The 12,103-nt window shown below is 69.0% G+C and carries 13 protein-coding genes; 3 read left to right on the top strand and 10 right to left on the bottom strand.

The genetic code is table 11. The features are described 5' to 3' along the window. Window positions 1–94 precede the first annotated feature (94 nt). Window positions 95–355 (bottom strand): glutaredoxin family protein, encoded by a 261-nt coding sequence (locus O3I_RS38985; protein ID WP_014988566.1) that lies wholly within the window; start codon window positions 353–355, stop codon window positions 95–97. A gap of 186 nt (window positions 356–541) precedes the next feature. Here O3I_RS38985 and O3I_RS38990 point away from each other — a divergent pair, with 186 nt between their 5' ends. Further along, window positions 542–1,495 (top strand): HAD family hydrolase, encoded by a 954-nt coding sequence (locus O3I_RS38990; protein ID WP_042265541.1) that lies wholly within the window; start codon window positions 542–544, stop codon window positions 1,493–1,495. A gap of 123 nt (window positions 1,496–1,618) precedes the next feature. On the opposite strand, the gene O3I_RS38995 is transcribed toward O3I_RS38990, so the two are convergent. The 9 genes from O3I_RS38995 to O3I_RS39030 form a co-directional block, all read right to left on the bottom strand. Further along, window positions 1,619–2,644: a lysophospholipid acyltransferase family protein gene (locus tag O3I_RS38995; protein WP_014988568.1), complete on the bottom strand. Its 1,026-nt coding sequence runs from the start codon at window positions 2,642–2,644 to the stop codon at window positions 1,619–1,621. After that, window positions 2,641–3,720, bottom strand: coding sequence for an NAD-dependent epimerase/dehydratase family protein (locus O3I_RS39000; RefSeq protein WP_051066843.1), 1,080 nt, complete (start codon window positions 3,718–3,720; stop codon window positions 2,641–2,643). The genes O3I_RS38995 and O3I_RS39000 overlap by 4 nt, the downstream gene beginning before the upstream one ends. A 206-nt stretch (window positions 3,721–3,926) precedes the next feature. Continuing rightward, window positions 3,927–4,028 (bottom strand): 30S ribosomal protein bS22, encoded by a 102-nt coding sequence (locus O3I_RS44360; RefSeq protein WP_003402602.1) that lies wholly within the window; start codon window positions 4,026–4,028, stop codon window positions 3,927–3,929. A 255-nt stretch (window positions 4,029–4,283) separates the two neighbouring features. Continuing rightward, window positions 4,284–4,568, bottom strand: coding sequence for a helix-turn-helix domain-containing protein (locus O3I_RS39005; RefSeq protein ID WP_226887150.1), 285 nt, complete (start codon window positions 4,566–4,568; stop codon window positions 4,284–4,286). 297 nt (window positions 4,569–4,865) lie between these two features. Beyond that, a complete protein-coding gene (proC, locus tag O3I_RS39010; protein WP_014988571.1) occupies window positions 4,866–5,741 on the bottom strand; it encodes a pyrroline-5-carboxylate reductase in 876 nt (291 codons plus the stop codon). 27 nt (window positions 5,742–5,768) lie between these two features. Continuing rightward, window positions 5,769–6,653 (bottom strand): thioesterase family protein, encoded by an 885-nt coding sequence (locus O3I_RS39015; RefSeq protein ID WP_014988572.1) that lies wholly within the window; start codon window positions 6,651–6,653, stop codon window positions 5,769–5,771. A 264-nt stretch (window positions 6,654–6,917) separates the two neighbouring features. Next, window positions 6,918–7,865 (bottom strand): sugar phosphate isomerase/epimerase family protein, encoded by a 948-nt coding sequence (locus O3I_RS39020; RefSeq protein WP_141691727.1) that lies wholly within the window; start codon window positions 7,863–7,865, stop codon window positions 6,918–6,920. A gap of 114 nt (window positions 7,866–7,979) precedes the next feature. Beyond that, window positions 7,980–9,518 (bottom strand): hypothetical protein, encoded by a 1,539-nt coding sequence (locus tag O3I_RS45990; protein WP_014988574.1) that lies wholly within the window; start codon window positions 9,516–9,518, stop codon window positions 7,980–7,982. Beyond that, window positions 9,515–10,549, bottom strand: a complete 1,035-nt coding sequence (locus O3I_RS39030) for a Ppx/GppA phosphatase family protein (RefSeq protein ID WP_041563154.1) — start codon at window positions 10,547–10,549, stop codon at window positions 9,515–9,517. The genes O3I_RS45990 and O3I_RS39030 overlap by 4 nt, the downstream gene beginning before the upstream one ends. A gap of 66 nt (window positions 10,550–10,615) precedes the next feature. Between O3I_RS39030 and O3I_RS39035 the strand changes: the two genes are divergently transcribed. Continuing rightward, window positions 10,616–11,482, top strand: a complete 867-nt coding sequence (locus O3I_RS39035; RefSeq protein WP_081594246.1) for a hypothetical protein — start codon at window positions 10,616–10,618, stop codon at window positions 11,480–11,482. A gap of 214 nt (window positions 11,483–11,696) precedes the next feature. Beyond that, a complete protein-coding gene (locus O3I_RS39040) occupies window positions 11,697–12,047 on the top strand; it encodes a hypothetical protein (protein ID WP_041563155.1) in 351 nt (116 codons plus the stop codon). Window positions 12,048–12,103: the final 56 nt, after the last annotated feature.

The raw sequence follows: 12,103 nt of genomic DNA on the forward strand, positions 1-12,103 counted from the left end.
ACCGCTTGTGCAGCCCTTCACAAAGTCGGTGAAATTGGCCTCATTTTCGGCCGCGACCAGCGCTGCGGCCGAAAAGGACCGTCATCGCTATTCCTCAGCGGCTCAGGTCGGCGCGCAATCGGCCCTCGTCGACGTCGAAATAGCTGTGCTCACGACCGTCGAGCAGCACCACCGGCAACCGGTCGCCGAACTCCGCGCGCAGGCCGGGATCGGTGGCCGCCGCCTCGTCCACGTCGACGGTCGCGGGCTCGAGCCCGAAATCGGCGCAGATCACGCGCAGCTGGTCCAGCGCGGTGACGCACAGGCCACAGCCGGATCTGGTCAACAGGGTCACCGAATGTGTGGGATTGGTCATGGCGGATATTAAATCCCCTCGCCACACCCGAATCGGTCTGCCAGGTCCTGCGCTGACTGTCGCCTCCCCCGGTTACTGTGGACGTGGTTCGCGCGACGGGCGGAGGTACTGGTGCCGGAACGATCGAGGGTGGCAAGGGCCGGATTCATCGCGGGACGATTCGGCGAGTTTCCGGCGCGCTGGAACCTGGGCGAGATCGGCCAGGGTCTGCAGGATCAACTGGCCCGTATTCCGCGCAGTCCGTTCGGTCCGAGCGAGGAAGAGCTGCGCGCCAACCTGGCCGGTGAGGCGAGCGCCGATGCCGCGCTCTCGCTGCACGACGCGGAATTGGCGGCGGCGGAGCCGGATCCGACCAGCCCCGAGGTGCCGCGCGACCTGACCGCGGCGGCGTTCTTCGACGTGGACAACACGATGGTGCAGGGCGCGTCCATCGTGCACTTCGCCCGCGGCCTGGCCGCGCGCAAGTACTTCAAGACCTCCGACCTGGTCGACGTGGCGTGGAAGCAGGTCAAGTTCCGGGTCACCGGGCGGGAGAACAGCTCCGACATGGCCAGCGGCAAGGAGAAGGCGCTGGCGTTCATCGCCGGGCGCCCCACCGCCGAGCTGGCCGAACTGGGCGAGGAGATCTACGACGAGATCATCGCCGACAAGATCTGGCCGGGCACAAGGGCTCTCGCGCAGATGCACCTGGACGCCGGCCAGCAGGTGTGGCTGGTCACCGCCACGCCGGTCGAGCTGGCGCAGGTGATCGCCAAGCGGCTCGGGCTGACCGGTGCGCTGGGCACGGTGGCCGAGAGCGTGGACGGTAAGTTCACCGGCCGCCTGGTCGGTGACATCCTGCACGGACTCGGCAAGGCGCACGCGGTGCGCACGCTGGCGATCCGGGAAGGGTTGAACCTCAAGCGCTGTAGCGCCTACTCCGACAGCCACAACGACGTGCCGATGCTCTCGCTGGTCGGCACCGCGGTCGCGATCAACCCCGACTCGGACCTACGCGAGGTCGCGAAGAACCGGGGCTGGGAGATCCGCGATTTCCGCACCGGCCGCAAAGCCGCGAAGATCGGCGTGCCAACGGCTTTGGCGCTCGGCGCGGCCGGTGGCGCGGTGGCCGCGGCGGTCACGCGCAAGCGCGATCACTGAGCGTCGGCCGCGCGCCCGGCGGTCCGGCGAACGCCGGAAACCAGTGCGGCCGAGGGGTTTACCGACTGGTGCCCGGCGTTCGCCGGGACGACGGGTAGCGCGCGACGCACCCGGCGCCCGTCGCTACCCGGTGAACGGGTTGCGGCGCTTGGTGAGCAGTTTGTACAGCGTCGACTGGATGGTCTCGCGCACCTGGTCGGTGACCTCGAACATGGTCATCGGGTCGTCGGCAGCCTCCGGCTCGTAGCCGGTGGTCGGGATGGGTGTGCCGAATTCGATGTACCACTTCGACGGCAGCGGTAGCGCGCCCAGCGGGCCGAGGTGCGGAAACAGCGGTGTCACCGGGAAATACGGCAAACCGAGCAACCGGGCCAGCGGCTTGATGTCGGCCAGCTTCGGGTAGATCTCCTCGGAGCCGACGATGGAGCACGGGATGATCGGCACGCCGGTGCGCACCGCCGCGGCCACGAAACCGCCGCGGCCGAACCGCTGCAGCTTGTAGCGGTCGGCATACTGCTTGCCGACACCTTTGAAGCCCTCGGGGAAGACACCGGTCAATTCGCCTGCGCGGAGGAGCCTTTCGGCGTCCTCCCGGCAGGCCAGCGTGTGCCCGGCCTTCCTGGCCAGCGAGCCGAGCACCGGCGTCTCGAAGATCAGGTCGGCGGCCAGCAGCCGCAGCGCCCGCTGCTTCGGATGCCGATCGTGGATCGCCAGTTGCAGCATCAGGCCGTCCAGCGGCACGGTGCCGGCGTGGTTGGCCACGATCAGCGCGCCACCCACCTCCGGAATGTTCGCCATGCCGCTGACTTCGGCCCGGAACCACAGCTCCGACATCGGCCGCAGCGCGGGCAGCAACACCGACTCGAGCAGGTGCTCGTCGAAACCGAACTCGTCCACCTGGTAGTCGCCGGTGAGCCGGCGCCGGGCGAACTCCGCGGTCTTACCGATCTGCTTGCCGATCGCGCCCCGCACCAGATCCGAGAGCGATTGCGGGGCAGGCGGTTCGGCGGCGGCGAGCCGCTCGGTCAGCGACGTCACCTGGCCGGGTGGCTCGCCCTGCGGGAGGTCGGGCCAGCGCCGGGCGGGCGGTCGCGGCCGGGCCTCGACCTGTATGTCGTGGAGTTGGATGACTTTCGCTACGTCGTTCATTGCTGTGCTCCCGTACCGGCCCCGAGCAGGCCGAGCAGTCTGGATTCTGCGGCATCGATCCATTTGGGGTCGATGACGGGCCGCGACGCTGCGCCCCCGATGAAGTCGTCGAAGGCCTGCACGGTCGTCCAGCGCGGCACGAAACCGAGTTCGGCTCGCATCCGGGTGGTGTCCAGGCCACAACCGAAATGGAAATAGTCGAGCTGCTCGCCGGAGAATTCGCGCATCACCGGCCCCATCAGAATCCGCCCCGCGCTGCGGAACAGCGCGAACGGCACCGGGAACTCGACCCGCCCGGCCCGGCGCACCGCCTGCGACAGCGCCAGCGCGCCGTCACCGGCCACGTTGACGGTGCCGCCGCGCCCGGCGAGCGCGGCGTGCGCCAGCGCGGCGACCGCGTCCTCCTCGTGCACCAGTTGCATCCTGGCGTCGCGGCCGAACACGGTCGGCGTCAGCGGGGAACGCAGATACTGCGCACTACGCCCGGCCAGGCGCGGCCCGACGATCGGTGCGAATCGCAGAATTGTCGTCGCGATATCGGGCCGGCGCCGAGCCAATCCGCGCACATATCCTTCGATTTCGATCATGTCGCGGGCGAAGCCACCGCTCGGCGGCGTGCGCGCGCTCATTTCCTCGGCGAATTTCGCAGGGTCCTTCGCGCTGCAGCCGTACACCGCGGACGAGGAACGCACCACGACCCGGCGCACCGTCGGCGCCTTCTGGCACACCGCGAGCAGCTGCATGGCGCCGAGCACGTTGAGGTCCTTCATCACCGCACGTGACGCGCCGGCGGGCGGCTTGGCCAGCACCGCGGTGTGCACCACCGTGTCCACGGCGCTGCCGTCGACCACCTTGCGGATCAAGGGATTTCGGATATCCGCGCGGACGAACTCGGCGCGGCCCATGCGGCGCTGCAGTTCCCGGCTGGGGGTCATGGTGTCGACGGCGAGAATGCGTTCGATACCGGGATCCTGCGCGAGACGAGCGACCACGTTGCCGCCGAAAAAGCGGCTCGCACCGGTTACCAACACCACCTTCGGTGTGTGTCCGTCCCGAACGTCAGAACCAGCCGGCACCGCATCCCACCTTGACAAGCCCCCACTTCGTTTGCCCCGCTCCTAGGGTAGCCGCTGCGTCTGTGCGTTCCGATGGGATTTACCAGGTTCTGACGATGACTTCAATCACCGAAACACCGAAAGGCCCGCCACCTCTTCGGTGACGGGCCTCGCAGTTGACGCGCAGATCGTTTCGAGCGACCTGCAAGCAGTCGCTACACCGGGCTTTACTTGCCGAGTTTGCGCCGCTGCACGCGTGTGCGGCGAAGCAGCTTGCGGTGCTTCTTCTTCGACATGCGCTTGCGGCGCTTCTTGATCACAGAACCCATAGGGTTGTTCCTCGCGTTCTCTCTACTCGGCGCGCACGCTACTCACGTGCGCCAACTGACCGGTCGCTCGGCAAGCCTCACGCCCAGTGCCCGCGCCGCCGGATACCTCGGGGCACCCAGAAGCGGTGCCACCGGCGGGCGAACACGAACCGAGGATCTATCGTACCGGCACGTCCAACGACCTTCGAAACCGCCTGAGCGCTCGCCGCCGGAACGCGTCCGGCGACCGCCTGCGTCGGTGTGACCGCAGCCGTCTCAGCCCGCGTCGAAGTAAGACGTTTCCAGATAGTCGTGCACCGCCTTGGCATGCACCCGGAACGACCGACCCACCCGCACCGCGGGCAGCTCACCGGAATGCACCAGCCGGTACACCGTCATCTTGGACACTCGCATCAGGCTCGCCACCTCGGCGACCGTGAGAAATTGAGTGCCGCCGAGCATGGGTTGACCCTGCGCACCCGGACCACTCGGTGCCCGGGATCCGCCCCGGCTGCCCGAGGGACCGGAGCCACTCGAACTCCCTGAGCTACTTGCAGACATCTTGTTCGAAGACATCATTGCACCATTGACCTCCGGCACGTCCGCGCCGCCGGCTTCCCCACCGGCGGAACAGACACGCACGTGCTCCTTGAAGCTTAGCGGGACCAGTGGTGTTACTGCGACGGGAGTGAGAAATAAGCTTTTCCGATCGGAATCCGACCGGTCATCCGGCGGATGTGCGGCGTTCGCCTCGCCGCCGTCTGGGCCCGATTTGCCCCGTCGGTCCGGATCTCGGTGGGAGCAAACTCACGGCGAGTCCGGCTCTTCGTCGTGTCGCGCGTTGCGGGGCGCGCCGGCTCACGCTCCGGCGCCGACTCCGGTCCCGACGCCGGCCGGACCGTCGCTCACGCCGCCCTGCTCGGCGGAGCGCTGCTTGGCGGCGTGCAACGCCTCCAGGAACGCCGAACGGACGCCGCCGCGCTCGAGCTCGCGGACCGCGGCCGCGGTGGTGCCCGCCGGCGAGGTGACCGCGGCCCGCAACTCGGCCGCACTCTGCTCGGACTCCTGCAGCAGCGCCGCCGAACCGATCATGGTCTGCACCACCAGTTCCGTGGCGACCTCGCGGGTCAGGCCCAGGCCGACGCCCGCGTCCACCATCGCCTCGACGATCAGGAAGAAGTACGCGGGGCCCGACCCGGAGACCGCGGTGACCGCGTCCATCTGGGCTTCCGCGACGGTCACCACCTTGCCGACCGCGCCGAGCACGTCGGTCACCAGTTCCAGCTGCTGGGCCCGGGCATACCGGCCCGGCGCGATGACGCTCATGCCCTGACCGACCAGCATCGGCGTATTCGGCATCACCCGGACCACCGGGAACCCGGCGGGCAGCTTCGCCTCCAGGCGCGCGGTCGGCACACCGGCCGCCAGCGACACCAGAATCTGGTCCCGATCGTTGCCGACGCTGGCGTTGTCACTGAGCGCGGCCTTGCCCAGCGCGGTCATCACGGCGTCCACGTCGGCGGGTTTCACCGCGACGACCAGCAGGTCCGCGCCGACCGCGGCGTCGGCGACGGAATCGGTCACCCGCACCGAGAACTGCTCGGCGATCTGCGCGGCCCGCTCGGTCACCGGCTCGACGACGACCAGGTCCTTCGCCAGCCGTCCGGACTCGAGTAAGCCCGCGATCAGCGCCTCCCCGATGCGTCCGCCACCGATAACCGCAATTCTCGTCATGGGAGTCAAGGCTATGCGAGGGCGAACTCAGCGCTGTTGCGGGATGAGCGCCAGCTGCCTGCTCTGCGCTACGACGGCGCCGGTCGAGTCGAGCACCACCTGGTCCTCGTCGAACATGCGCGCACCCACCTCGTGCGTGGTCGCGATGATCCGCAGCCAGCCCACGGCGGGCTTGCGCCGCAGGTAGGTGGCCATCTGAACGGTCGGGGCCCAGCCGAAATGGCCGAGGTTCACCGGCACCGGCGGGCTCATGTCCGCACCCATCATCGCCATGAACATGGCGGTCTCGGTGTTCTGCTCGTCACCCGGACGCGGACGCAACCACAGCCGCAGCCGCGGCTCGCCCTGCTGACCTTCGAGGAAGCGGGCCCAGTCCCGGTCGATGTACAGCTCGGCGCCCTGGCCGACGTGCACGACGCTGCTCATCGGCGAGTCCGGCCCGTAGCCGATGGCGTCGGCGGGCGGTTCGACCGGCATGTCGTCGTGTTCGCGGGCGTAGCGCGGCTCGGCGTCGTCCAAGCGGCTGAACGTCAGCGCGGTGCGCACCAGGGTCCGCCCGTTCTGCACCAGGTCGGTGTCGGCGAGGCAGATCTGCCGGCCGATCTTGCGGATACGCACCTCGTATTCGACCTCGCCCGGTTCGGGCGCGCCGAGGAAGTCCGAGCTGGCGGCGATCGGGGCCATATCGGCCAGCGCCGGGTCGGCCGCGCGCAGCCACTTCAGGCCGGCCGCGGCGCTGGCCGCGACCATGGTGCCGCCGTGCACCTTCTTGCCGATCGTCCAGACCTTGTCGATCATGCCGAGATAGCGACCGGTGTCGGGGTTCGTCGAGAGCAGTTCGGTCAGCGCGAGCACCCGGCTGAACGGGGCGTCGGTTGTCGTGGCCTGCGTGAGATCCAGGTCGGCCGTCATCGTCACTCCTGTCGTCGACTCACCGCGTCGGCGGGCAGGGTTACCGTTCCGCGACATTCATACAGCGTAGAACGAACCGGATCGGGCTTCCCGTTCGCCCTCAGTCGCATACATCACACTGCCGCGCCCATTGGGATTCGGTACACCCCGTTCGCCGGCGATTTCGGGTGCACGAAAATGCGGTGCGCAAAAATGCCGCACCTATTTCGTTGGGGTGCAGATTATTTCGTAGCGGCGCAGACTATTTTGTTGCGACGCAAGGGTTCAGGGGTGAATCGCGGGCGTCGGCGCGGTCACGCCGTTGAGATGCAGGCGCGCGAACGCCAGCGTGCGATGCAACATCGCCGCGCGCGCCTGCGTGGTGCGCGCGTTCTGGGTATTGATCTCCGCGACCGCCTGCCCCGTGAAACCGGTGCGGACCAACGTCTCGCACAGCTCGACGCACGGCTGGGTGCCCTCGCCGGGAATCAGGTGCTCGTCGTGTGCGGCCCCGCGACCGTCGGCGAGATGCAGATGCGCCAGACCCGGCCCCATCCGGGCGGCCAGCGCCAACGGATCCGCGCCCGCGGTCGCGGTGTGCGAGAGATCCAAGGTGTAGTGCGCGAAACCGGTATCGGTCGGATCGTAGGACGGGCTGAACGCGGTGAGCCCGATGCCGGGGCCGCCGCGGCGTTCCAAGCGCTTCACCGAGCGCGCCCCACGCCCGAACAGGGTGTCGGCGCGCATCGGAAACATGTTCTCCACCGCGACGACGACCTCGCTGCCGGCCTCGAGCTCGGCCACCTGATCCGCGAAATTCTCCGCGTACCTGCGCTGCCAGCGGAACGGCGGGTGCACCACCACGGTGCGCGCGCCCAGCGCCTCCGCGGTGCGCACGCTGCGTTCGAGCTTGGCGGCCGGGTCCGCACCCCACACCCGCTGCGAGATCAACAGGCACGGCGCGTGAATCGCGATGACCGGCACGTCGTACTTGCGCGCATAGGACTGCACGGTGGCGATGCTCTGACTGGCGGGCTCGGCCCAGACCATCAATTCGACACCGTCGTAACCGATTTCGGCCGCGTACCGGAAGGCGGCCTCGGTGTTCTGCGGATAGACCGAGGCGGTCGACAGCCCGACCAGGATCTGCCGGCGATCCGCACCGCCGGCAGATTCGCCGGGGGCACCGGCGGCCGGACGCGCCTCGGCGTCGGCCGTTCGCCGCGCAGCCATATCGGCCCCGTGCCGCGCAGCCGTGTCGGCGACCTGTCGCGCTGCGGCTTCGGACGCCTGCCGCGCCGTGGTCTCGTTCGCCTGCCCGATCTTGCCCACAGCCGCTCCCCTGCCTCAGTTCGTACTGAGCAGAAAGGCTAGCGGTCCCAGTGTGACGAACACGCCGACGACCACCGCGATCACCGTGCTCAGCACGTCATCGGTCCGGCGCAGAATCCGGACCAGGGCGACCAGACCGAGGATCACGATCATCGCCAGGGCCAGCGCCACCCAGGGCAACATCTCCCACATGCGCTCGAAACCCTTGAACAGCAGCATGCCCGCCACGGCCGCGCCGGTGCTCTGCCCGCCCAGGATCAACCACTGCCGGCGGTTGGCGTCGAACTCGGCCTTGCGCGCGACGCGGGACGAGCGGCGGCGCGTGGCGGCCCGGCCCGGCGCGCGCTCCTCGTGTTCGTCGCGGTCATCGAGGTCGTCGTCGTCCGCGTCGGCCAACTCGACCGGCTCGTAGAAATCGGTCTTGCCGTCGTAGATGTCGAGCTCGTCCTCGTGCGACGCGGCATCCCGCTTCGAGCCGCGTTTGCCTCGACCGGCACCCGCGCGTTCGGCTCGCTCGACCCCGTCCCGGAGCAGGTCGCCCGCGACGGTCTGGCCGGAGAGCAACTGCTGGTCCTGGCTGGCCAGCGACCACGCGGCGGTCGGCAGGCCGCCGGACTCCGGCCCGATGTCCTCGGGTTCCGGCGCGGCGGGTTTGTGTCTTCGGGCCGACCAGGCGGGTAACGCACGCTCGCCGTTGCGCTGGTTGGATCTTCGTTCCAGCTCCGGCTTGGGTTCGGGGGTCGGCGCCCACGGTGCCGTGGTCCTGGGCTCGGGCGGCGCTTCGGCCGCGAAACCGTTCCACGCGGCGGTCGACGGCCCGGCCTCGAGCTCGTCGGCTTCCGCGGCACGCCTGCGCGCGGCTCGGCCGCTGCCCACGCCGTTGCGCTCGTTAGGCGGCTGCCGTCCGTTCGAGCCCGCCCGGTCCGGCAGCGCGGCGCCCGGTTCCGGCCTGCCGAGATCCCGCAGCGGCGGGCGCACCTCGGTGGTCTCTTCTTCCGGCTCGGCATGCCTGCGCCGGCGACCGGACCGCGTCGAGGACTCTTCGGCCGGCGGGGCCGCGTACGGATTGGGCGACGGCGCATAGGGATTGGGCGACGGCGCGTACAGATCCCCGACCGGCGTGCTCGGCGAGAGCGGATCGGCCGCGGGCGTGTGCCGCGACGACGGCATCTCCCGGCCGGGCATCACCCGGTTCGAGCGACCGGGCGGCGGATCGTCCTGCGGTTCCGGCTGGGCGTACGCGGCGAGCGGGTCGTACATCGAGATCGGGCCCGACATCGGCGAATACGGTTCCGGCGATGGCGCATACGAGACAGGTTCCGGCGCGGGCGGTTCGTACGACGGCGTCTCGTAGACCGGCTCGTCGGCCGCGTCGTCCGGTGCGGCATGCGACGACTGGCCGCTGCCGATGGCGGGCATGTCACCGGTCAGCTCGGCCACCGAGATGCCCCGGCCGCCGCGGCGGCGTCGGCCGCCGCCCGCGGACGACGCGCCCTGCTGCCCGTTACGGGCCAGCAGCTCGGCGACCGATAGCTGCTTGGAATCCTCAGTCATGACGAAACCGTTCCTATCGGCCCAGATAGCGCCACCCCATCGCCGGGCGCCGGGCGGCCGCTGTCGGTCGCCGGGCCCGGTATGGCTGTCGCTCGGGGTCCGCCGTTCATGTCGGTATCCAGTTTGCGCAGGATCAGCCCTTCCCGCAGCGCCCACGGACAAATCTCGAGGGACTCCAGCGATAGTGCCCGCATACTCGCCTCCGCGATCAATGCGCCAGCCACCAATTGCTGTGACCGATCGGAACTTACGCCTTCCAATTCTGCACGGTCGGCGGCCGTCATTCGCGAGATGAACGCAATCAGTTGGCGCAGACCTGAGCTGGTGAGTGTACGACGCACCCGCGGCCCCGCGGCAGAGGGTGCGGCGCCGGTCAGCCTGGCCAGCGAGCGGAAGGTCTTCGACGTGCCCACCGCCAGGTCCGGTTTTCCGGCCTCGATCAGCTTTCGCGCGGGCAGCGCGAGCTCCGCGTCGAGCCAGTCGCGCAGCACGTTGACCCGGCGCTTGCCCGGCGGGTCCTCGCGCAGCCACTCTCTGGTCAACCGGCCGGCCCCGAGTTGCAGCGACAGCGCGACATCGGGTTCCTCGTCGCCGCCGTTCGTCATTTCCAGCGAGCCGCCGCCGATGTCGAGGTTGAGGATGCGGCCGGCACTCCAGCCGAACCAGCGCCGCACCGCGAGGAAGGTCAGCCTCGCCTCGTCGACACCGGTGAGCACCTGCAGATCGACGCCGGTCTCGGCGCGGACACGCCCGAGCACCGCTTCGGAATTGGTGGCTTCGCGCAGCGCCGAGGTGGCGAACGGCATCAGCTCGACGCACTTGGAAGTCTCGGCGATGCTGGCGAATTCGGCGACGGTGGCGATCAGCCGCTGCGCGCCGGATTCGGTGATCCGGCCCTCGTCGTCCATGTTTTCCGAAAGCCGTAGCGTCGCTTTCGTGGAGCTCATGGGCATGGGGTGACCGCCCCGGTGCGCGTCCACCACGAGCAGGTGGACGGTATTGCTTCCGACGTCGAGTACCCCTAGCCGCACAAGAACACGGTACTGGAGTCGGCCACCCCTTCAGGCCAAGCCGGTGAACTGTTAGCGTCTGGCAGTGTGACGGTAGGCGCATCAGCCAATGACTCGGCCCGGCCCCGACCTGCGGGAAAGATCGATCCGAGCCCCGAGGTGGATCTGGATTTCCCGCGCGAGTGGATCGAGTTCGTCGATCCAGCAAACGATGAGCATCTCATCGTCGCCGATCTGACCTGGCTACTGTCGCGTTGGACGTGCGTCTTCGGCACCCCGGCATGTCAGGGCATCCTGGGCGATCGGCCCGACGACGGCTGCTGCTCGCACGGCGCGTTCCTCTCGGACAAGGACGACCGCAAGCGGCTGCAGGACGCTGTGAAAATGCTCACACGTGCGGATTGGCAGCTGATGGGCGAGGCGACCGACGCCGCGGGCAAGGTCACCAAGAAGGGCTATCTGGAGGTCGACGAGCTCGAGGACGAGCCCGCGTTGCGCACCCGGCGCTTCGACGGCGCCTGCATCTTCCTCAACCGGCCCGGCTTCGAGGGCGGGGTGGGCTGTTCGCTGCACACCATGGCGCTGCGCCGCGGCATCGAGCCGCTGGAGGTCAAGCCGGACGTGTGCTGGCAGCTGCCCATCCGGCGCACCCAGGATTGGGTGGACCGCCCCGACGGCGTGCAGATCCTGCGCACCACGATCACCGAGTACGACCGCCGCGGCTGGGGCCCGGGCGGCGCCGACCTCGACTGGTACTGCTCGGGCTCGCCGGACGCGCACGTCGGCAGCCGACCGGTCTGGCAGTCCTACGGCCCGGAGCTGAAAGAACTGCTCGGCGCGCCCGCCTACGAGGAACTGTCCCGGCATTGCCGGCGCCGAGAAGGGCTGGGGCTCATCGCGATTCACCCCGCGACCGTGCACGCCGACCGGATGCAGGCCGATCAGCCCGCCTAGATCCGGTTTTCGCTACCGCGACAACTGATCTCGGATGCACATGGGTAACTCGCCGGGTACCGGCGGACTTGCCGGCCGACCTGGCCGCCGGCCGCCGACGTTTCCGGTGGCGCATCTGAGTCTGGCCTGAAGACGCGGAGAGGCGGGCTGGGTGGGCATTACGTTCAACTGGAGGGAGTGCGCTCGTCACTTCTTTAGGGTTTGATGTGCGGTCATGTCCAAGAAAGTTCTGACCATGGCGGCCGTTGCCGCAGGCGCAACGCTTTGCCTCACCGGTGTCGCCAACGCGGAGCCGAACGGCGACCCCGCCAAGTACTTCGATGTCACCGCGAATTTCGTGCCGGCCAACACCCCCGAGGCGCTCGGCGCGGCGGCCGCGGGCAAGAGCGTGATCATGAGCCCGTACGGCACCGCGCGCACCATCGCGTGCCGCGGCACGAGCACCGCGGACATCTACGACTGCCTGCAGGAAGACGATTTCGGGTGGATCACGTTGAGCAAGGTCGACGTGCCCGGCGTCGGCCCCACCTGGACCTACCTCGGCCAGCCTGCCGAGGGCGCCTGAACCGCACGTACGACACGAACCCCTGTGCACCCGTGCACAGGGGTTCGTTCTTTTCG

Source organism: Nocardia brasiliensis ATCC 700358, from assembly GCF_000250675.2.
GTDB classification, from domain to species: Bacteria; Actinomycetota; Actinomycetes; order Mycobacteriales; family Mycobacteriaceae; genus Nocardia; species Nocardia brasiliensis_B.